The sequence below is a fragment of the Kribbella jejuensis genome (genome assembly GCF_006715085.1).
Taxonomy (GTDB): Bacteria; Actinomycetota; Actinomycetes; order Propionibacteriales; family Kribbellaceae; genus Kribbella; species Kribbella jejuensis.
On record NZ_VFMM01000001.1, the window covers coordinates 1,971,712 to 1,992,257 of the forward strand.

The 20,546-nt window shown below is 68.8% G+C and carries 23 protein-coding genes; 19 read left to right on the forward strand and 4 right to left on the reverse strand.

Annotated features, from left to right (window positions below; translation table 11 throughout):
- Nucleotides 1-153: 153 nt before the first annotated feature.
- The gene (gene tuf, locus FB475_RS09630) at nt 154-1,341 is read left to right on the forward strand and encodes an elongation factor Tu (protein WP_141854530.1); all 1,188 of its coding nucleotides are present in this window, start codon (nt 154-156) and stop codon (nt 1,339-1,341) included.
- Between the two features lie 13 nt (nt 1,342-1,354).
- Here the strand turns inward: tuf and FB475_RS09635 are convergent, their stop codons facing one another.
- Complete coding sequence (locus FB475_RS09635; protein ID WP_141854532.1) at nt 1,355-1,621, reverse strand: DUF4031 domain-containing protein; 267 nt, start codon at nt 1,619-1,621, stop codon at nt 1,355-1,357.
- Nucleotides 1,618-2,322: a copper homeostasis protein CutC gene (locus FB475_RS09640; protein ID WP_141854534.1), complete on the reverse strand. Its 705-nt coding sequence runs from the start codon at nt 2,320-2,322 to the stop codon at nt 1,618-1,620. Before FB475_RS09640 ends, FB475_RS09635 begins: the two co-directional genes overlap by 4 nt.
- 101 nt (nt 2,323-2,423) lie before the next feature.
- On the opposite strand from FB475_RS09640, the gene FB475_RS09645 reads away from it, so the two are divergent.
- Complete coding sequence (locus FB475_RS09645) at nt 2,424-3,461, forward strand: LacI family DNA-binding transcriptional regulator (protein ID WP_141854536.1); 1,038 nt, start codon at nt 2,424-2,426, stop codon at nt 3,459-3,461.
- A 78-nt stretch (nt 3,462-3,539) separates the two neighbouring features.
- A complete protein-coding gene (locus FB475_RS09650; RefSeq protein WP_141854538.1) occupies nt 3,540-3,749 on the forward strand; it encodes a hypothetical protein in 210 nt (69 codons plus the stop codon).
- 8 nt (nt 3,750-3,757) lie between these two features.
- On the opposite strand, the gene FB475_RS09655 is transcribed toward FB475_RS09650, so the two are convergent.
- Nucleotides 3,758-5,002, reverse strand: coding sequence for an MFS transporter (locus tag FB475_RS09655; RefSeq protein ID WP_141854540.1), 1,245 nt, complete (start codon nt 5,000-5,002; stop codon nt 3,758-3,760).
- 32 nt (nt 5,003-5,034) lie between these two features.
- Here FB475_RS09655 and FB475_RS09660 point away from each other — a divergent pair, with 32 nt between their 5' ends.
- The 9 genes from FB475_RS09660 to FB475_RS09700 all read left to right on the forward strand — a co-directional run bounded on the left by FB475_RS09660 (nt 5,035) and on the right by FB475_RS09700 (nt 12,568).
- On the forward strand, nt 5,035-6,099 hold the full coding sequence (locus FB475_RS09660; RefSeq protein WP_272952060.1) for a LacI family DNA-binding transcriptional regulator: 1,065 nt from the start codon (nt 5,035-5,037) through the stop codon (nt 6,097-6,099).
- Between the two features lie 789 nt (nt 6,100-6,888).
- A complete protein-coding gene (locus FB475_RS09665; protein ID WP_141854544.1) occupies nt 6,889-7,233 on the forward strand; it encodes a hypothetical protein in 345 nt (114 codons plus the stop codon).
- Nucleotides 7,234-8,206: 973 nt separating this feature from the next.
- The gene (locus FB475_RS09670) at nt 8,207-8,563 is read left to right on the forward strand and encodes a hypothetical protein (protein WP_141854546.1); all 357 of its coding nucleotides are present in this window, start codon (nt 8,207-8,209) and stop codon (nt 8,561-8,563) included.
- Nucleotides 8,560-8,991 carry a hypothetical protein gene (locus tag FB475_RS09675; RefSeq protein WP_141854548.1) on the forward strand — a complete coding sequence of 144 codons (432 nt, stop codon included), beginning with the start codon at nt 8,560-8,562 and terminating at the stop codon, nt 8,989-8,991. The genes FB475_RS09670 and FB475_RS09675 overlap by 4 nt, the downstream gene beginning before the upstream one ends.
- A complete protein-coding gene (locus FB475_RS09680) occupies nt 8,988-10,502 on the forward strand; it encodes a multicopper oxidase family protein (protein WP_141854550.1) in 1,515 nt (504 codons plus the stop codon). Before FB475_RS09675 ends, FB475_RS09680 begins: the two co-directional genes overlap by 4 nt.
- A gap of 74 nt (nt 10,503-10,576) precedes the next feature.
- Nucleotides 10,577-10,906 (forward strand): ArsR/SmtB family transcription factor, encoded by a 330-nt coding sequence (locus FB475_RS09685; protein ID WP_141854552.1) that lies wholly within the window; start codon nt 10,577-10,579, stop codon nt 10,904-10,906.
- Nucleotides 10,903-11,373, forward strand: a complete 471-nt coding sequence (locus FB475_RS09690) for an SRPBCC domain-containing protein (protein ID WP_141854554.1) — start codon at nt 10,903-10,905, stop codon at nt 11,371-11,373. The genes FB475_RS09685 and FB475_RS09690 overlap by 4 nt, the downstream gene beginning before the upstream one ends.
- 2 nt (nt 11,374-11,375) lie before the next feature.
- A complete protein-coding gene (locus tag FB475_RS09695; RefSeq protein ID WP_141854556.1) occupies nt 11,376-11,975 on the forward strand; it encodes a dihydrofolate reductase family protein in 600 nt (199 codons plus the stop codon).
- Between the two features lie 2 nt (nt 11,976-11,977).
- The gene (locus FB475_RS09700) at nt 11,978-12,568 is read left to right on the forward strand and encodes a dihydrofolate reductase family protein (protein WP_141854558.1); all 591 of its coding nucleotides are present in this window, start codon (nt 11,978-11,980) and stop codon (nt 12,566-12,568) included.
- On the opposite strand, the gene FB475_RS09705 is transcribed toward FB475_RS09700, so the two are convergent.
- Nucleotides 12,547-13,221: a peptidyl-tRNA hydrolase gene (locus FB475_RS09705; protein WP_238332057.1), complete on the reverse strand. Its 675-nt coding sequence runs from the start codon at nt 13,219-13,221 to the stop codon at nt 12,547-12,549. The genes FB475_RS09700 and FB475_RS09705 overlap by 22 nt on opposite strands.
- 33 nt (nt 13,222-13,254) lie before the next feature.
- Here FB475_RS09705 and FB475_RS09710 point away from each other — a divergent pair, with 33 nt between their 5' ends.
- The 7 genes from FB475_RS09710 to FB475_RS09740 all read left to right on the forward strand — a co-directional run bounded on the left by FB475_RS09710 (nt 13,255) and on the right by FB475_RS09740 (nt 20,489).
- Nucleotides 13,255-14,046, forward strand: coding sequence for a thymidylate synthase (locus FB475_RS09710; RefSeq protein ID WP_141854562.1), 792 nt, complete (start codon nt 13,255-13,257; stop codon nt 14,044-14,046).
- Nucleotides 14,043-14,498, forward strand: coding sequence for a dihydrofolate reductase (locus FB475_RS09715; protein WP_141854564.1), 456 nt, complete (start codon nt 14,043-14,045; stop codon nt 14,496-14,498). The genes FB475_RS09710 and FB475_RS09715 overlap by 4 nt, the downstream gene beginning before the upstream one ends.
- A gap of 263 nt (nt 14,499-14,761) precedes the next feature.
- Complete coding sequence (locus FB475_RS09720; RefSeq protein WP_141854566.1) at nt 14,762-16,012, forward strand: toxic anion resistance protein; 1,251 nt, start codon at nt 14,762-14,764, stop codon at nt 16,010-16,012.
- A 25-nt stretch (nt 16,013-16,037) separates the two neighbouring features.
- Complete coding sequence (locus FB475_RS09725; protein WP_238332058.1) at nt 16,038-16,754, forward strand: hypothetical protein; 717 nt, start codon at nt 16,038-16,040, stop codon at nt 16,752-16,754.
- Nucleotides 16,751-18,166, forward strand: coding sequence for an AAA family ATPase (locus FB475_RS09730; protein WP_141854568.1), 1,416 nt, complete (start codon nt 16,751-16,753; stop codon nt 18,164-18,166). The genes FB475_RS09725 and FB475_RS09730 overlap by 4 nt, the downstream gene beginning before the upstream one ends.
- Complete coding sequence (locus tag FB475_RS09735; protein ID WP_141854570.1) at nt 18,163-19,491, forward strand: hypothetical protein; 1,329 nt, start codon at nt 18,163-18,165, stop codon at nt 19,489-19,491. The genes FB475_RS09730 and FB475_RS09735 overlap by 4 nt, the downstream gene beginning before the upstream one ends.
- On the forward strand, nt 19,488-20,489 hold the full coding sequence (locus FB475_RS09740) for a glutamate ABC transporter substrate-binding protein (RefSeq protein WP_141854572.1): 1,002 nt from the start codon (nt 19,488-19,490) through the stop codon (nt 20,487-20,489). The genes FB475_RS09735 and FB475_RS09740 overlap by 4 nt, the downstream gene beginning before the upstream one ends.
- The last annotated feature ends 57 nt before the right edge of the window (nt 20,490-20,546 follow it).

The following is a 20,546-nucleotide window of genomic DNA, read 5'->3' on the forward strand; positions in this document are numbered from 1 at the left end:
TCGAAGCTGACCCTCCTCCTGCCTCGCAGGACCCGCGGAGGAGGGTGGCCCGCACCGGCCCCCTCCACGCGGTGACAGCGCTGTGAGGGCTTGCCGGAGGGTCCTGGCTCACACCGAATCTTCTGACAGTCTTCTGACAGGCAAGGAATACCCATGGCCAAGAGCCAGTTCGTGCGGACCAAGCCGCACCTCAACATCGGCACGATGGGTCACGTCGACCACGGCAAGACCACACTCACAGCGGCGATCACCAAGGTGCTCGCCGAGCGCGACCCGAAGGTGAACCGCTTCGTAGCCTTCGACGGCATCGACCGGGCCCCGGAGGAGATGCAGCGCGGGATCACGATCAACATCTCGCACGTCGAGTACGAGACCGCCACCCGGCACTACGCGCACGTCGACATGCCCGGGCACGCCGACTACGTCAAGAACATGATCACCGGCGCCGCCCAGGTGGACGCCGCGATCCTGGTCGTCTCCGCGCAGGACGGCGCGATGCCGCAGACGCGGGAGCACGTACTGCTCGCCCGCCGCGTCGGCGTGCCGTACCTCGTGGTCGCGCTGAACAAGGCCGACACCGTCGACGACCCGGAGCTGCTCGACCTGGTCGAGCTGGAGGTCCGTGAACTCCTCGCGGAGTACGGCTTCCCCGGCGACGACGTACCGGTCGTCCGCGTGTCCGGCCTGAAGGCGCTCGAGGGCGACCCGCAGTGGGCCGCCGCGATCGGCGAGCTGCTGGACGCGATCGACGACTACGTGCCGGTACCGGACCGTGAGCTCGGCGAGCCGTTCCTGATGCCGATCGAGAACGTGCTCACGATCAGCGGTCGCGGCACGGTGGTCACCGGTGCGGTCGAGCGCGGTTCGCTGAAGCTCGGCGACGCGGTCGAGGTGGTCGGCCTCGGCCCGACGGTGACCAGTACGGCGATCGGCATGGAGACGTTCGGCAAGTCGCTGGAGTCCGCGGACGCGGGCGACAACGCGGCGGTGCTGCTGCGTGGCGTGAAGCGCGACGAGGTCCGTCGCGGCCAGGTGGTGGCGTTGCCGGGCAGCGTGCGGCCGCACCGGAAGTTCCGGGCGAACCTGCACGCGCTGTCCACCGCCGAGGGTGGGCGGCACACGCCGTTCGCCGCGGACTACCGACCGCAGTTCTACTTCCGCACCACGGACGTGTCCGGCGGGATCGACCTGGGTGACATCGCCCTGGTGATGCCCGGCGACACGATCGAGCTCGGGGTGGAGCTGGAGAAGCCGATCGCGATCGAGGTCGGCCTCGGCTTCGCGGTGCGCGAAGGCGGCCACACGGTCGCCGCCGGCACCGTGACCGACCTGCTCGACTGATCAGGAACGGCCCTCAACCCGTTGAGGGCCGTTTCCTGTGTCTGAGACCGGAAGCGATCAGCCGCTCGACCAGCTCGCGGCTGGACACCGGTACGGCGCCGGCCTCGACGAGGTCGTCGTACCGGTCGCTGGGTACGTCGTAGTGGTCGCGGTCGAAGCCGCGGGGCGGGATGCCCGCGGCCTTCGCGAACGCGTGCAGTTCCTCGTAGGACTCGTCGCTGACCAGGTGCGACCAGATCCGGTTCCAGGCCGGCCAGGCGGGCGGATCGATGAGGATCATTCGCGGGCGTCCTGGGCGTCGAGCAGGTTCCGCCAGGAGCGGACGAAGCGGGAGTTCACGTACGCCTTCGTCCACGAGCCGTCCTGGCGCACCGACGAACCGACGTGGAACCGGCGTACGCCGCTCTGGTACAGCCACGGGATGTGCTCAGGCTGCAGTCCGCCGCCCGCCATCATCACGCCGGCCACTCCGGGGTCGTCCTTGGCGAGCTTGCACAGGTCGTCCAGGCCGTGCCCGACGCCGATGGACGAGCCCGCGGTGAGTACGCAGTCCAGGCCGGGCAGCGTACGGAGTGCACGCCAGGCGCGGGGCTGCTCGAGCACAGCGTCGATCGCGCGGTGGAACGTCCACGGCGTACCGGGGAAGGTGCTGACCAACTGGCCGACCGACTCGACGTCCACCTGGTTGTCGGGTGTCAGGAACCCGAGGACGAACCCGTCGGCGCCCGCTGCCAGGAACGACTGCGCCATCGCGGTCAGCCGGTTGAGGTCGGCGCCGTTGGTGGTGAACGAGTTCTCCAGCCGCAGCATCACCCGCAGCGGCAGGTCGGTGACGCGACGGATCGCACTGACCGTCGACACCGAAGGGCACAACCCGTCCGCCTCCATCGAGGCGCACAGCTCCAGCCGGTCCGCCCCACCCTCCTGAGCCGCCTCCGCATCCGCCGGATGCAAGGCGATGATCTCCAGCAACGAACCCATGCGGGCCATCATCTCGCATATTGCTGTTGCACTCCTGGAAGGTCTTCTGTATCGTTTTTCTAGAACGATTTAGAAGAACGATACAGAAGAAGGTGAGCGAGATGGCCGGCGTGACGCTGAAGACCGTGGCGAAGGCCGTGGGCGTCTCACCGTCGACGGTCTCGAACGCCTACAACAAACCCGACCAACTCTCCACCGCGCTGCGCGAGCGCATCCTCGCCACCGCCCAGGAGCTCGGGTACGCCGGACCCGACGCCTCCGCGCGCGCCCTGCGCAGCGGGAAGGCGGGCGCGGTCGGGGTGCTGTTCACCGACAAACTGGCCTACGCCTTCTCGGACCCGTACGCGGTCGGCTTCCTCGCCGGTCTCGCGGAGGTCGCCGAGGAGTTCTCGACCAGCCTGCTACTGATGCCGCTGAGTTCCACCGACATCGCCGGCGGCAGCAACGCCGTGCAGCAGGCGGCGATCGACGCGGCGGCGATCTTCTGCGTACCGGGTGGCCATCCGGCGCTGGAGATCCTCGCGAACCGCGGCATTCCCGCGGTGTCGACGGACCGGGGCGACCACCCTGATCTGTCCTGGGTCGCGATCGACGAGGTCGAGGCGGCCGCGCAACTGGGCGAGCACCTGGCCCGGCTCGGTCACCGCGACGTCGTCGTTCTCGTCGACAACGCACAGGCCGCCGGCGGCCGGCCGGTGGAGCTGACCCTCGACGAGGTCGGGTACACCGACTGCGAGCTGCGGATCCGCGGTCTGCAGAAGGCGATGCCGGACGCCCGGCTGCGAATCGTCTCCGGCGGGCACAACGCGTTCGCTTCCGGGCTGCGCGGAGCCGAGTACGTACTCGACTCACAGGACCGGCCGACCGCGATCGTCGGGCTGAGCGACGTCCAGGCGCTCGGCGCGCTGGAGGCGATGAAAGTCCGGGGGCTGGTCCCCGGTCGCGATCTGTCCCTCGCCGGCTTCGACGACATCCCGGCCGCGGCCGCCGCCGGGCTGACGACGGTACGGCAACCGATCAAGGACAAAGGACGCGCGGTCGGACGGATCCTGCTGGATCCCGCCACCACCGAGCGCCAGCAACTGATGCCGACCCAGCTGATCGTCCGCTCGAGCAGCGGACCCGCACCTCGGCACTGACAACTCACACAGACACTTCCCCGGTGCGCCTTCCGGTTCCCGGGTCGATCAACCACGCTCTCAGGAGGGAGCAGCACCATGACGTACTTCATCGCAGGCAACACCGCGGTAGACAACGCCCGCAGCCTGAGCCAGTCCGCACTCCCGAACGCACCGCAGGTCGTCGACGAGCCGACCTCCCGCCGTACGGGGTTCCTCCGTACCCGCCTCAGCGCCGTACTCCGCTCCGCCGCGGAACGCGAACTCCGCCTCGCCAACCGCCTCGACCCCGCCTGCTCGACCAGCTGAGACCGAGGTCATCCAGGGGTGTGCACTCTTCTCGCAGCCCAGGCGCTGATCGGCGCTGCTGCCACGGTGAAAACCAAGGCAAGTAGAGCAACGCCGACCAGTGCGCCGCGAAGGTCGCTGCTGTCGGCCAGCAGGCCTACGTAGGCCGGGCCAAGCAGGAAGCCCAGGTAGGCAGTGGTGGCGACCTTCGAGGTGGCCCGGCCGTGCTCCGCGGGGTCGGTGCCGCGCAGGCTGCGGCTGAGCAGCGTGGGGAACAGCGTCGCGGTGCCCAGGGCAGCCAGCACTAGCCCGGCCAACGCCACAGTGACCGCGGGGGCCGTGGCCAGCACCGCGCTGCCTACGGTGGCCAGAGTGCCTCCGCCGAGCAGCATTGCGGTGGGGTGACTACGGGAGAGCGGCGCCAGGCTGAGGCGCGCAAGGGCGGCGGTAGCGGCGAACGTCGCTGGAGCTGCGGCCGCCAGCTGGGGTGAGGCCGTGAAGACGTCGGTGAGCATCACGGCCCCCCAGCTCTGATGGGCGTTCTCGACGGCGTAGGCCAAGGCAGCGACCAGCCCGACGACCAGCAGTGGTGAGGTCGGGCTGATCCGGCGCAGCAGGCCCGTTGAGAGCCGAGCGCCGGCAGGCTCCTCACGGGCCTCCATGCGGGCGCCGGAGTCCTTGTTGCGAACTGGAATCTGCAGCGACGTGCTCGTCAGCTGGACTGTCATTGCGAGGGCAAGCATCACCGCCGCGACCACGGCGAAGGCCACCAGTAGCGGCAGTCCCGTACCCAGGAGTGCGCCGGTGGACAGACTGGCGACGACCACGCCTACGGAGAACAGGCCGTGGGAACGTGTGAGCAGTGGCTTGGCGGTGGCGTGCTCTGCGCGCCCAGCCAGCGTGTTGATGGCCACGTCCGCAGCACCAGAGGCGGCGCCGACCACGAGCATCCCGATGATCAGCAGCACTGCTCCGTCGGCACTGGCAGTGATGAGAAGGCCGGCACCGGCCAGTGCCGCCAGCAGCCATGCCGCCACGCGGAGCCCGAAGCGGTCCACCGCGCGTCCGGTGCAGGCCATCGACGGCAACGCCCCGAGTCCGACGAAGAGAAGAGCAGTACCAAGCTGGCCTTCGCTGACCCCGGCCTCCGTGCGCAACGCCGGCAGGGCAGCTCCCCAGGCGCCCCAGAAGATCCCGAACGCAGCGAACGCCGCGAACGCCGCGTAGGCGGCCCGAGCACCGAGGTGAGCTGGACTCGGCACGTCTGAAGTCATGAATCGTAACGTTACACCGGTATGCTGCCAACGTGTCCACACCGCAGCGGCGACAACGTCCCACCGTCAAAGATGTCGCTGCTCAGGCCGGGGTTGCGCCGATGACGGTCTCCTACACCTTCAACCACCCCGCGCGGGTAGCCGAGGCCACCCGGACCCGGGTGCTCGCGGCCGCGGCCCAGTTGGGCTACCGCCCCGACAGCACGGCGCGCGCCCTACGCTCGGGGCGCACCCAGCAGTTGGGGGTGGTGGTCGGGGAGCACCTGTCGTACCTGTTCGACGACCCGCAGGCGGCGCAGTTCCTGGCCGGGATCGCCGACGTCTGCGTCAGCGAGGACCTGGGAGTCGTACTCATCCCCACCCGAGGGGATGCCGGCGACGCCGACAGGGTGCTGGCAGCTGCAGTGGACGGCTACGTCCTGTGGACCACCGTCGCCGATGACCCCGTACTGGCCGCCGTCGCAGGCAGCGGGCGACCCGCTGCGATCCAAGGCGGTCCCGCCCATCCGGGTCTGGTGTGCATCGGGCCTGACGACCGCGCCGCCGCAGCTGCGGTCGCGGCGGCCACAACGATGGCCGAAGCGACCCCCGTCATCATCAGTTTTCCCCTCGACAGGCGCCGGATCAGCGGCGTCTTCCGCGGCCGCGACCTGCCCCCTGACCTGATGGACCTGCAGGCGGTCCCCTTCCCCGTCACCGGCGCTCGCCTGGCCGGCTACCGCGACGCGTTGACCGAAGCCGGTCACGACTGGGACGACGTACGAATTGCAGTGGTGCAGCGCAACCAGCGCGAACTGGGCGAGGAAGCCGCCGCAGCACTACTGGACACCCTGGAGGGCACTGACCCCGTGGTGGTGCTGGCGATGAGCGACGAACTGGCGCTAGGCGCCCACCAAACGGTGGCCCGCACGCACCGGGCTGCGGTACTCACCGGCTGGGACGCCTCCCGAGAAGCCACCACCTCAGGAATCTGGTCGATAGCAGCCTCCCTACGCGACCAGGGCCGCGCCTGCGCCCGAGCAGCCCTATCAGCCACCCCCAACCCACCCCCAGTGCCATGGACCGTAGTCCCACCCGAAGAACCCAGCGGTAAGTAGCTGAGGGTGTTGCTGACGACACGTCGGTGGGAGTAGGTCTCTTCCGAAGACCACGGTTCCCACACCACTCCCCGCAAGACCTCAACGTCCGACCGCCACACCCAGACCGAGCCAACCTGCGGCCCCTACCGGCACCCCGTCGTCGTCTACCGCCGCACCCACTACAACCAGCCGAGGGAACCTGCAGCAGCTACCAGCACCCGTCGCCGCCACAACCACACCCAGACCCAGGCGACCTACGCCAACCACGAGCACCTCGCCACCACCGACCGCCCCACCCCACCACCACACCCAAGCCCACGGGACCAACAGCAACCACCAGCACCCGCCGCCTACCGCCACACTCAGGTCCACCCCCAAGCCCACGCGACCCACGACAATCACCAGCGCCCCGTCACACCCACCACCACACCCAAGCCGAACCGACCTACCGCAGCCACCAGCACCGCACCCCCACCCACCGCCGCACCGACCGCCTCACCGCGAAGAGGGCGGACGCCGCCGTCAACAAGGCGATAAGCCGGGCTGTTGCGGAGCCGCCGACCGAGCTGATCACCTTCGGCCGCCCGCTGGAACGCCCCGCCGGCGAGGTGCTGGCCTGCCATCTCAGCAGTGAGGTCGTGCCCAACGCGTCACCGCGATGCGCATGTGAGGAACGGTTGATCGCCTGCGCGACCATCCCGGACCCGGGGCGCTTGCCCGGCTTCCGCGAGCGGTGTACGCGCTCGGGGTCGAGCGGGCGAGGATCCGCCCTTGTTTTGTCGGCGGGGTCTGGCACGCTGTAGGGCGATGAACGAACCAGGGGTGTTGCTGACCGCACGGGCGATGGTGCTGCACGACCTCGCCGCCCGGGGCTTCAACGACGCGGCGATGGTGTCCTTGCTCGAGGACGCCATCGCCGAACGCCAATGGTGGCTGGACCAGTGGCCCGACGGAGCCGAACACATCGCCGGACTGGTGGCTCAGGACGTCCAGGACCGCCTGGTGGACAACAGAATCCGCTGGCCCCGCTGCACAGCCTGCGACGACCTCCACGACCACGAACTCCGCATCGAACCCGAACTCGGCCCCGACCCCCACTGGGTCTGCGAACGAGCAGGAATCAGCGTCGCCCCACTAGGCCAACTGACGTAACCAGCCACCGCCCCTTCACCAATCGCCAGCGCGAAAGCTCACCCGCGCCACGGAGCCGACCACCCATCCGCGCCAGACGCCCTTCACCGGCAGGAGACCCCGCGGCACACCACCGGCCCGCCGACCGCCGCCCATCTCTCGCCAGACGCCGTTCACCGCCAGGAGACCCGCGGCGCACCACCTCTCCGCCGCTCGCCAGACGTCGTTCACCGGCAGGAGACCCGCGGCACACCACCGGCCCGCCGACCGCCGCCCATCTCTCGCCAGACGCCGTTCACCGCCAGGAGGCCCGCGGCGCACCACCTCTCCGCCGCTCGCCAGACGTCGTTCACCGGCAGGAGACCCCGCGGCACACCCACCTGTCCGCCGACCGCCGCCATCAACGGCCGACACCCCCACACAGGCGACGACCGGCACGCGGGACTGCTCGTCGCGAGCACCCGGAGCGTGCACGGAGTTGGTCCCCTCGCGAGCACCGGCGGAGCGCGCGAACGAAGCGAGCGGCCGTGCAGCACGCGGGGTCCATCCCTCACGAGCTCAGGTCGAGTACGTCGGCTGGCTTCGCTCGCGAGCACCGGCGGAGCGCGCGACGGAGGAGTGCGCGGAGCCGGCGCGTCATCGACTGCTCGGACAGGGCATGCCGCATGCCGGCACCTGCCGTCGTCACCCGCGAGCGCCAGCGAGCAACCCGTCGGCGCCAGCCGACAACACCCCGGCGGCAGCCGGGAGCACATCGGCGGCAGCCGGGAGCACATCGGCGGCAGCCGGGAGCACGTCGGCGACAGCCGACAACACTCCGGCGGCAGCCGGAAACGAATGCAACCGCGCAAGCCGGGGGGTGGGTGGGGGCGGGCGGAGTGGCCGCGTCTGAGGAGCGGAGCGACGAAGGTAGCGGGCGCGTAGCCCGCGGGGGTGAATCTCCGGGGGATACCTGATTGATCTACATGTAGGCAGGCTACTATTGTCTGCCTACATGAAGGGTCTCTACGTACTCCGGGTGGCGGCTGGGTTGCATGCGTTGGCTATCTGCGTGCAGCCGGTTTTCGCGGGGATTTACCTCGACGGGTCGCCGGCCGGTATGCGGATGCATGAACCCACCGGGCTGGCGCTGGTCGCGCTCGGGGCGGTGCAGTTGCTGGTGGCAACGTTTTGGTGGCGGACGGGAGGCCGGTGGATCGCGCCGGTGGCGAGTTTGCTGATCGTCGCCGGCGAGGTCGTCCAGGTCGCGATGGGGTACAGCCGGCAGCTCGCGGTCCACATCCCGCTCGGCGTCGCCCTGGTTGCGAGCGCCGTCGGGTTCGCCTTCTGGGTCAACCGGAGGAGCGCATGATCCTCGAGCAGCAACCGAAGGCCAAGGTACGGCGCCCCCGCATCAGTCTCCAGCTACTCCGCATCACCCTGATCCTGCACGCGATCCTCATCGTCGCCCAGCCGATAGCAGCCGGCTACTTCCTCGCCGGCAACGTCGACGCGATGAACGACGTCCACGCGACCATCGGCGGTTCGGTCTGGATGGTCGCGTTCCTGCAGACGATCGTCGCCACCTGCTACACGATCGTCGGCGGCGGCCGTAGCTGGCCCGCGATCCTCTCCCCCGTCCTCGTGGTCGCCGAGTTCGTCCAGCTCACCTTCGGCTACCTGCAGAACTTCGCCGTACACATCCCGCTCGGCACCGCGATCGTCGGCACCGTCGTCTGGATGACCGTCTGGTCGTTCCGCAAAACCGCACGCGACAACCGCCGGGAGGCCAAGAGATGAAGATGTCACGCCGCGGATTCATGGTTGTGGGCGCCGGCACTGCGCTGACCCTGACCGGCTGCGGCCAGGAAGCAAAGCCCGCGCAAGCCGGAGAACTCCTGCGCAGCAAGGCGAAACTCCCAGCGCCATTCCAAGCAGAACTCCCGATCCCGCCCACCAAGAAACCGCTCAGATCAGATGCAAAGGCCGATTACTACCAAGTCGTCCAACGTAAGGCGAGCATAGAGATCCTCCCCGGCCTCAAGACGGAGATCATGGGGTACGACGGCCTGCTCCCCGGACCGACCTTCGACGTACGCAGCGGCCGCACCACGATCATCGAGCAGGTCAACCAGCTCGACGTCGCCACCGTCGTACACCTGCACGGCGGCCACACGCCGGCCCCGAGCGACGGCTGGCCGCTCGACCTGATCATGCCGGAGAACGGCGGCCACGGCGGTCACCACATGATGGGCGACGGCGACACCACCATGGGCAAACGCACGTACACGTACCCGAACACCCAGCGCGCCGCGACCCTCTGGTACCACGACCACACGATGGACTACACCGCACCGCAGGTGTACCGCGGCCTGTTCGGCCTGCACATCATCCGGGACGACGAGGAGGACAACCTCCCGCTTCCGAAGGGCGATCGCGAGATCCCGCTCGTTATCGCCGACCGCGCCTTCGACGCGGACGGTTCGTTGCTGTACCCCGCACTACCAACAGGCCCCGGCGTCGAACCGAAGTACATGGAAGGCGTGATCGCCGACGTCACGCTCGTGAACGGCGCGCCGTGGCCGGTGCACGAGGTCGACGCGGTCCGGTACCGCCTGCGCATCCTCAACGCCAGCAACGCCCGGCGGTACGAACTCGCCTTCGACAGACCGCCCGCGACGTTCGTGCAGATCGGCAGCGACGGCGGCCTGCTCGACAAGCCGATCGACCACGCGAGTCTCGTCATCGCGCCGGCAGAACGGTTCGACGTGATAGTGGACTTCACCCAGTACCAGCCCGGTGACGAGGTCACGCTCATCAACAAACTTGATGGCAACGCCAACGTCATGCGCTTCAGGATCGCCCGCAAGGCCGTCGACGACACACGTATCCCCGACAAGCTCTCGTCGTACGCCGTGACGCCGCGGCCGAGCGGCGCCGTACGGCGGGAGTGGCGGTTCCGCCGCGGGAACGCCGGCGACCACCGCGGCTGGACCATCAACGGGAAAGCGTTCGACCCGAAGGTGATGCAGGCCCAGGTGCCGCTCGACCAGTACGAGATCTGGACGTTCGTCACCGACGTACACCATCCCGTGCACGTCCACCTCGCGCCGTTCCAGGTGCTCAGCCGTGGTGGGAGCAGCAAGCTCTCGGCGTACGACCACGGCTGGAAGGACACCGTGGACATCCGGCCGGCCGAGGTGGTCGAGGTGCTGGTCCGGTTCAGCGCGCACAAGGGCAAGTACCTGATCCACTGCCACAACCTCGAGCACGAGGACATGGCGATGATGGCGGGCTTCGAAACGGTCTGAATCCGGCACTTGACGGCGGCGGAGCCTGTTCCTATAGTCAACATATCGGTTGATCAAGGGAATGGTTGATAAAGATGACGGTTGACGACGATCAGCTCGACCGGTCGTTCGCGGCGCTGGCCGATCCGGTCCGGCGGGCGATGATCGCGCGGCTGTCGCGCGGCCCGGCCACGCTCAACGAACTGGCCGAACCGTTCCCGATCACCAAGCAGGCGGTGTCGCGGCACATCCAGGTGCTCGAGGCCGCCGGGCTGATCACCCGGACCCGGGACGGCCAGCGCCGCCCGTGCCACCTGGTGCCGGCCGCCCTCGAGGCACTGACGGGCTGGATCGACGAGTACCGGCTCGAAACCGAACGCCGCTTCCGCCGGATGGAAGCACTACTGAAGGAGCAGACGAAATGAGCGGCACCACCATCAACACACCCGCCGGAACCCCGTTCGTCGAGGTGACCCGGGAGTTCGAGGCCACCCCGGCGCAGCTGTTCCGGATCATGTCCGAGCGCGACCTCGTCGCCCAGTGGCTCGGCCCGCGCGACCTCGAGGCCGAAGTCGAGGAGTACGACGTACGCCCCGGCGGGAAGTACCGCTACATCCACCGCGACGACTCCGGTGCGTATGCGTTCCGCGGCGTCTTCCACACCGTGGAGCCGGACAAGATGGTCATCCAGACCTTCGAGTGGGAGGGCGCTCCCGGCGAGGTCTGCATCGAGAAGATGACGCTCGAGCCGACCGAGAAGGGCGTCCGGCTGCACCAGCGGTCGGTGTTCCCGTCGGTCGAGGCCCGCGACCAGTCGATCGAGTACGGCATGGAGAACGGCATCCACGACTCGATGGACCGGCTCGCCGAACTGCTCGCCAAGGAGAGCTGACCATGAGCCAGGTCGTGGTCGATATCTCGGTGTCACTGGACGGCTACGTCACCGGGCCGAACGCCGCCGTCGGCAACGGGCTCGGTGATGGCGGCGAGGCCGTGCACAACTGGGTCTTCAAGGGCAACGACGCGGACCGCGCGGTCCTGGAGTCGGCGTTCGAGGCGACCGGCGCGGTCGTCCAGGGCCGCAACCTCTTCGACGTGATCGACGGTCCGGGCGGGTGGAGCGACGAGCTGGGGTACGGCGCCAAGCCGACCGGTGAGGTCAATCCGCCGATCTTCGTCGTCACCCACAACCCGCCGGCGCACACCCGGCTCGGCGATCGGTTCCGCTTCGTTGACAATCCGGCCGAGGCGGTCGCGAAGGCGCGGGAAGTTGCCGGCGGCAAGGATGTGGTGGTGATGGGCGGTGGTCAGATCTGCCACGCCGTACTGGCCGACGGGTTGGCAGACGTACTGCGGCTGCACGTCGCGTCCGTCGTACTGGGTGCCGGAACGCCGCTGTGGCCGGCCTCACCGTCCGCCGGGTTGGCTGTGGAGCTGATCGAGGCCGTATCGACGCCGTCAGCGCAGCACCTGACCTATCGGGTGGTGAGGTAGCCATGGGCAACGTTGTCGTCGCCGCCGCGGTGTCGCTGGACGGCTTCGTCGCAGACACCGAGGACCGGGTCGGGCCGCTGTTCGATTGGTACAACAACGGGCCGGTGGAGGTGTACGGAACCGACCGGGGCCGCCCGTTCCACGTGAGCGAGGCGAGTGCGGAGTACATGAAGTCCACCTGGCCGCGGATCCGCGCCTGTGTCATCGGCCGGCGGCTGTTCGACCTCACCAACGGCTGGAGCGGCGTGCCCGCGGTCGGCGACCACGTATTCGTCGTCACCCACGAACCGCCGACCGACTGGCCGTTCCCGGACGCGCCGTTCACCTTCGTCGACGGGGTCGAGGAAGCGATCGCCCAGGCCAAGGCACACGCCGGTGACGGCGACGTGACGGTCACCGGCGGCAACATCGCCGGCCAGGCGATCGCCGCCGGCCTGGTCGATGAGATCGCCTACAGCCTGGTGCCCGCCCTGCTCGGCAGCGGCCGCCGCTTCTTCGGTGACTATGTCGGGCCCGAGGTCCTCCTCGACAACCCCCGCGTCGTCGAAGGCGACCGCGTGACCCACCTGCACTACCGCGTCAGCAAAGGGTGATCGGCGATCACGGTTTTCGAGCCGGGGGCGATCTCGGTGAAGCCGGCGTCCTGGACAACGGGGAGGTCGGTGGCGAGGAGGGCGGCCCAGTGGGTGCGGGTCGCGGTTCGGACGGACAAGGCGAAATCGGTTGATCGCCATTCTTTGCGGGCGGTCTCGGGCAGCGCCCACCACGCCAACTGAGCGGCGTGACCGCATTGCGCCATCGCCTTCCCGCTGGACATTTCCAGTTCGGGGTTGATCCACAGCACGGGTACGCCGGGTCCGAGCGCCGGGAGTTCCTCGGTGTCCTCGAAGTCGGTGCCGCTCACCTGGAGTTTCAAAAGCTCGGGCGGTACGTCGTCCACGCCGGTCGGCGGAAACACCCGGACCTCGGCCGCCACTCCCTCGGGCGCTCCGGTTCCGGTTCCGTGGACGGTGATTCCCGGGAGGGCCTCGGCGCGACGCCATTCAATGCCGCGGGCACGCTTGGCGATCTTGCGGATGCGGTTGTCCTGCCAGGCGGCCATCGCCTCGGCCCACTCCCCCTCGCCGTACGACCGCTCGTCGGCCAGGATCGCCAGCACCGCCCGCGCCGCCGTCTCGAGAGCGTCGGTCTGCGAAGGCCGCGTCTTCTTCTCGACGCGCACGACAAGGGTCAGCACCTGTTCCACACCGCGAGTCTGCCAGGGCTGTAGGTTGGCCTCATGCAGCAGTACCTGGATCTCCTGAGGCATGTGCTGGACAACGGGGCGGAGAAGGGCGATCGCACCGGCACCGGCACGCTGAGTGTGTTCGGGTACCAGTCGCGGTACGACCTGCGCCAGGGCTTCCCCGCGGTGACGACCAAGAAGCTGCACCTGCGGTCGGTGATCGGTGAGCTGATCTGGTTCCTCAGCGGCTCGACCAATATCAAGTGGCTGCACGAGAACAACATCTCGATCTGGGACGAGTGGGCCGACGCCGACGGCGAGCTCGGGCCGGTGTACGGGTACCAGTGGCGCTCCTGGCCGACCCCGGACGGGCGGCACGTCGACCAGATCGCGAAGCTGATCGAGTCGATCCGGACGAACCCGGACTCCCGGCGGCACATCGTCAGCGCGTGGAACGTCGCTGACGTGGACGACATGGCGTTGCCGCCGTGTCACACGATGTTCCAGTTCTACGTCGCGGACGGCCGGCTGTCCTGCCAGCTGTACCAGCGCTCGGCCGACATCTTCCTGGGCGTGCCGTTCAACATCGCGTCGTACGCGCTGCTCACCCACATGGTCGCGCAGCAGACCGGGCTCGAGGTCGGCGACTTCGTCCACACCCTCGGCGACGCGCACCTGTACCTGAACCACCTGGACCAGGCCCGCCTGCAGCTCACCCGCGAGCCGCGCCCGCTGCCGACCCTCAAGCTCACCAAGCGCGACTCGATCGACGGCTACGAGATCGCCGACGTCGAGCTGGTCGGGTACGACCCGCACCCCGGGATCAAGGCACCTATCGCGGTATGACGGTCATTCTCATTGCTGCGGTCGGACAGAACGGTGTGATCGGGCGGGACAACGACCTGCCCTGGCGGATCCGCGAGGACCTCCAGCACTTCAAGCAGCTGACCCTCGGCCACACGCTCGTGATGGGCCGCAAGACCTACGACTCGATCGGACGACCGCTCCCGGGCCGCCGTACCGTCGTCGTCACCCGGCAGCCCGACTGGTCCGCCGACGGCGTCGAGGTCGTGCACACCCTCGAGGAAGCCTTGAAGTACGACGGCACGCTGTACGTCGCCGGCGGCGGCGAGATCTACCGCCAGGCCCTCCCGTACGCCGACACCCTCGAACTCACCGAAGTCCACCAATCCCCCGCAGGCGACGTCACGTTCCCGGCACTCCCCGCCCACCACTGGACCGAGACGGCCCGCGACCCCCACGACGGCTTCGACTTCGTTAGTTACCGCCGCAGCTAGGTCGGGGGTGGTGATCAGACGCCGTAGCGAGGAGGTGCTCGGTGCGGTGCATCGGCGTGCGGGGGCGAAGGACTCGATGCGGAGCATCGTGGCCTTTGCACCCGTGCGGCGAGGTGCCGTGCCGAGTGCCCCGCAGTAGGCGTGTGATCACCACCCCCGACCTCACAACGAGTAGGCATCAGGGCCCCCGCGGGGACCTGGAACCGACTAGATTGGGCGCGCGTCACGGAGGTACTACGCGCGCCTCTCGGAGGGGGACGACTATGACTGAAGCCGACAACACCGCTGCTCAGCCTGCTGCGGTGTCGCCGTTGCAGCCGCCGACGGCTACCGCGCCGGGGCTGATACTGACGGCGCCGCCGCCGTCACAGCCTGTGGCCGAGACCGCGGCGCCCAGTATGGCGCCGGCTGTCGATCCGGCCGCGCTGCCGGGGCTGGACAGCAAGGTGGACACGTTCCTGACCGCGCTGATGGCGGCCGAGCCGCGGTCGCCGGAGTTCGCCACCCGGGCGAACGACGTGCGCAGCATGGGCGACGTCGACATCCGCGCCGCCGCCGAGAGTTCGAACCGGCTGCTGCAGTCGCCGGTGCGGGCGCTGCAGAGCGGTGGCCTGTCGGAGGGTTCAACCGTCGGCAAGACCCTGCTCGAACTGCGCCGTACGGTCGAGGACCTCGACCCGAAGGAGGCGACCGGTCCGAAGAAGCTGCTCGGGATGATCCCGTTCGGCGACAAGATCGAGGACTACTTCCGCAAGTACCAGAGCGCGCAGAGTCACCTCGAGGGCATCCTGCACAGCCTGCGCAACGGCCAGGACGAGCTCGGCAAGGACAACGCCGCGCTGAACCTGGAGAAGCAGCAGCTCTGGGACGCGATGACCCGGCTGAACCAGTACGTGTACGTCGCCGAGCGCCTGGACGCGCGGCTGTCCGCGGCGATCGCCGAACTCGAGGCGACCAACCCGGACAAGGCGAAGGCGTTCCGCGAGGACGTACTGTTCTACGTCCGGCAGAAGCACCAGGACCTGCTCACCCAGCTCGCCGTGTCGATCCAGAACTACCTGGCCATCGACATCGTGATCAAGAACAACATCGAGCTGATCAAGGGCGTCGACCGCGCCTCGACGACCACGGTGTCGGCGCTGCGTACGGCGGTCATCGTCGCGCAGGCGCTCGGTAACCAGAAGCTCGTCCTGGACCAGATCACCGCGCTGAACACCACCACCAGCGGGATGATCGAGCGCACCTCGCAGATGCTCAAGGACAACTCGGTGGCGATCCAGCAGCAGGCCGCGTCCGCGACGATCGGTCTACCGCAGCTGCAGGCCGCCTTCGCGAACATCTACGCGACCATGGACGCGATCGACACGTTCAAGAGCGAGGCGCTGGACAACATGGCAGCGACGATCGGCACGCTGGAGAACGAGGTGACCAAGTCCCGCTCGTACCTGGACCGGGTCGCGAGTCAGAACCAGCAGGTCGTGCACGGCAGCCTCGATCTGAACCTCGGTCGTTGATCTACGTCTCACGTGGGGGAACTGCATGGCGCTCGGTGACTTCTTTGCGCGGCTGACGGGTCGCAAAGAGGAGCCCGAGCCTGCCCTGTTACCCGCGCCGCCGACGAACGACGACCTGCTGGCGGCGCTGGTCCGGGTGGAGCAGTTGGTGGCGGGTGGCGCCGTACCGGCCGTGGTCGCGTCGCGGGTGGGGCGCGTGGTTCGCGTCGTCCGGGAGACGATTCCGCGGTTGGGGAATCTGGGTGGGAGCGCGCAGGCGTACTCCGTGATGGCGACCTGCACGGACTATCTTCCGGATGCGATCGGCGGGTACCTGCGGTTGCCGCGGCAGTGGGCCGACACCCGGCCGGTCGACCGCGGCAAGACGTCGCTGATGATCCTGATCGACCAGTTGGACCTGCTGGCCGCGACGATGGACAAGGTCTACGACGCAGTGAACCGCGCCGACGCGGCCGCCCTGATCACCCACGGCCGCTTCCTCCAGGAAAAGTTCGGCACCCCCTCCACCGGCGGCACCCTCACCCTCGGCCCCACGCCATCAACCCCACCCCCCACCCCAGCCACCCCGCCCGACCCACACACCACCACGGCCGCCCCGCCGGACCCACACACCACCGCCACCCCGCACACCAGCACCAGCCCGACACACCCCAGCAGCACTAGCCCTGGCCCGACGAACCCGAGCACCAGCACCGGGCCTGCGGGACCACTTGCACCACCACCTGGACGAGGAGGGTCATGAGCGGCACGGGGGGACTTGCGGAGGCGCTGTCGGCGCTGCTCATCGTCGCCGCTCGCGCAGGTGTTGCCGAGGACACCGCCCGGGCCGAGGCACTCGCCCTCGCCGCCGCCCTGGCGGAGTCAGCTCCAGGCGCACCGGTCGACTGGGCAAAGGCAGTTCCAGACGGAACAACTCAGGACTTCTTCGACGCAGCAGTTCGCGGCCGCCGCTGGCGCGGCGCACCAACCGCCGTACTCACCGAGCTGATCGCCAATAACTCCCCAGAGAAGATCCCGTACGCCGAAGCCCTCGCCGAAATCGCCTCCGCCGCCTGCACCCTGGGCGAATCAACCATGCGTGTAATCGGCAACGCCTCCGTGGCAGCTGCTGCGCAGCTCCAAGCTGCGGGCGCGCGGACGTTGCAGGTCGGCGGTCCGGCGGCGCCGGCCGCCTCGACGCAGCCGACAGCCGGCGATCCCCGCCCTGAGGTGACCACTGGGGTGACCGCCGCGGCCCCCGCAGACGCGGAGAAGGCGGAGCCGGGGAAGTCGGTGGAGGACTTGCTGGCGGAGCTTGACGAGTTGACCGGGTTGGCTCGGGTCAAGCGGGAAGTGCAGCGGCAGGTGGCGGTTTTGCGGGTGGAGAAACTGCGAGCCGAGGCTGGGTTGAAGAGTGCGACGATTACCCGGCACCTGGTGTTCGTGGGGAATCCGGGCACCGGGAAGACGACGGTCGCGCGGCTGGTGAGCGGGATCTACAAGGCGCTCGGGCTGCTCTCGAAGGGGCAGCTCGTCGAGGTGGACCGCTCCGAGCTGGTAGCCGGTTATCTCGGGCAGACCGCGACGAAGACCGCCGAGGTGGTCGCCTCCGCGGCGGGTGGCGTGCTGTTCATCGACGAGGCGTACAGCCTGACCGCCGGCGACAACGGTGCCGACCAGTACGGGCGCGAAGCCGTCGACACGCTGGTGAAGGAGATGGAGGACCGGCGCGACGACCTGGTCGTGATCGTTGCCGGGTACCCCGAACCGATGCAGGCGTTCATCGCCGCCAACCCCGGACTCGCGAGCCGGTTCCGGACCACGATCGAGTTCGAGAACTACAGCGACGACGAGCTCACCGACATCCTGACCGGGCTCGCCGCGGCAGCCGACTACGAACTCGTACCGGACGCGCTCGACACCTTCCACGAGATCCTCGCGAACACCGCGCGGGACAGCTCGTTCGGCAACGGGCGGTTCGCCCGCAACGTACTGGAGGCCGCGATCGGCCGGCAGGCGTGGCGGTTGCGCGACGTGACGGCACCGACCACCGACCAACTGCGTCAGATCCTCCCAGAGGACCTGACTGAGGACTCGACTGAGGAGACAGCGGCGCCCGAGGAGCCGAGCGGTACTTCGGACGCAGCTGAGAAGCAGGACGGAGAAGAGGCGTGACCCAGACGCAGAGTGCGCCACCCGCCACCCTGGCGCCGGCCGCCGGACCCGGTACGGCGTTGCAGCCGCCGGCCGCGCAGGCGCCGAGCAGGCGCGGCGCGATCGCCCAGTGGTTCGACGGTACGCCGGGCCGGATGCGCGCGTTCCTGATCCTCGCCGGCGCGATGAGCGTGATCTTCGGCCTGGCCGCCGCGCAGGGCTTCAGCCAGTCCGACGGCGCCCTCGACCGGGCGCGGGCGAACACCGCCCAGCTGGTCCGGATCCAGGCGATCCACACCAACCTGGTCAGCGCCAACGCCGACGCCACCAACGCGTTCCTGGTCGGCGGCCTCGAACCGCCGGACCAGCGCGCGCACTTCGTCAACTCGATGGCCGCGGCCGCCGGCCTGATCGCCGAGGCCGCGACCGCCCAGCCCGCGGACCGCGACGTACTCGGCGCGCTCAACAAGACGCTGATCACGTACGAGGGCCTGATCGAGCAGGCCCGTGCGAACAACCGGCAGGGGCTGCCGATCGGTTCGCAGTACCTGAGAGACGCGAACTCGGTCCTCCAGGACGACTCGCTGCCGCTGGTGAAGGCGCTGGTCGAGGCGAACGAGAAGCGTGTCGACACCGAGTTCGACGGCATCAGCTACGGCACGATCTGGGTCGTCGCCGGCGGCCTGCTCGCGCTGGTCGTCTTCGGCATCACACTGCGCTGGCTGGCTCGGCGTACGCACCGCTACGTCAACGTCCCGATCGCGGCGGGCGCCGTACTCGTCCTGCTGACCACAGCCGTCGGAGGTATCGCACTGGCCGGCGCGAGCGGCTCCGCGAAGGACACGAGAAACTCCGAGTACGAACGTACGCTCGCGCTGTCCCGCGCCCGCATCGCGGCGTACGACGCCCGCTCCAACGAAAGCCTCACCCTCATCGCCCGAGGCTCCGGCGACCAGTTCGACAAGGCGTACAACGCGGCCGCCGGCCAAGTGGACGACCAGCTCGGCAAGCTCGGCTCGAACGGCGCCGACCTGACGCAGAAGTGGGGCGCGTACAAGGCGGTCCACGCCCAGGTCCGGAAGAAGGACGGCGACGAGGGCAACTGGGACGCGGCGGTCGCGATGGCGGTCGGCAAGGACAAGGCCAACAGCTCGGTCGACACCTTCGGGGCCTTCGACAGGTCGTCCAACGACCAGCTGAACACCACGAGCACCGCCGTCCAAAGCCAGCTGAAGAACACCCGCGACGGCCTTCCGCCCATCGGCTGGCTCGGCGTACCGATCGGCATCGCGGCCGCGCTGCTGGTCGCCTGGGGCATGTCGCAGCGCCTGGAGGAATACCGATGAAAAAACTGATCCCCCTAGCCGCCGCGACCGCCCTACTCCTCACCGCCTGCAGCTCCGGCAACTACGCCGCCACCCAACTACCACCAGAACCGTCGGCTGGTCCGACGACTTCGGCGGCCCCGAAGGTGCCCCGGGCCTGCCCGGACGGCGAGGACCCGCTGGCCTCGTACGCCCCGGACAACAGGACGCCGGCACCGGGCGGCGTGATGCCTGCCGGCTCGTTCATGGCAGAGATCAAGCAGCGCGGCCGGCTGATCGCCGGGGTGTCCGCCGACAGCTTTAACCTGGGCTACCGCGACCCGATCACCGGGAAGATCCAGGGCTTCGACATCGACATGATCCAGGCCGTCGCCAAGGCCATCTTCCCGGACGCGGACACGAACCCCAACCGGGTCGAGATGCGGGTCATCTCCAGCCCGGCCCGGATCCCGTCATTGCGTGCCACCAAGAATCCGGTCGACATCGTCGCGCGGAACATGACCATCAACTGCGACCGTTGGAACGACATCGCGTTCTCCGCGGAGTACTACCGGTCCGGGCAGAAGACCCTGGTGCAGAGCGACTCGACGGCGAAGAGCACGGCGGACCTGTCCGGTCAGACGATCTGCGCACCGGCGGGTTCGACCAGCCTGGACAACCTGAAGAAGAAGAACCCGCGGGTCAACGCGGTCACCGCCGACACCGACACCGGTTGCCTAGTCATGTTCCAGCAGGGCAAGGCCCAGGGGATCAGCGGAGATGACACGGTGCTGGCCGGGGACGTTGCCCAGGATCCGTACGCGAAGGTCCTTCCGGAGCGGTTCAGCGATGAGCCTTACGGGCTGGGCATCTCGTTGCAGCACCCGGACTTCGTCAAGTTCGTCAACGTCGTGCTCCAGCAGATGAAGGACAGCGGCGACTGGACGAAGTCGTACAACAGGTGGTTCAGCGCGGCCCTCGGTAAGGCGCCTGTGCCACCGGTGGCTGTCTACGGCCGAGTTCCGGCGCCGGGCCAATGACCGTGCGTACGCCGACGGTGTCTGCGCCTGTGCCGCCGGGGAGGGTGGGGAGTGGGG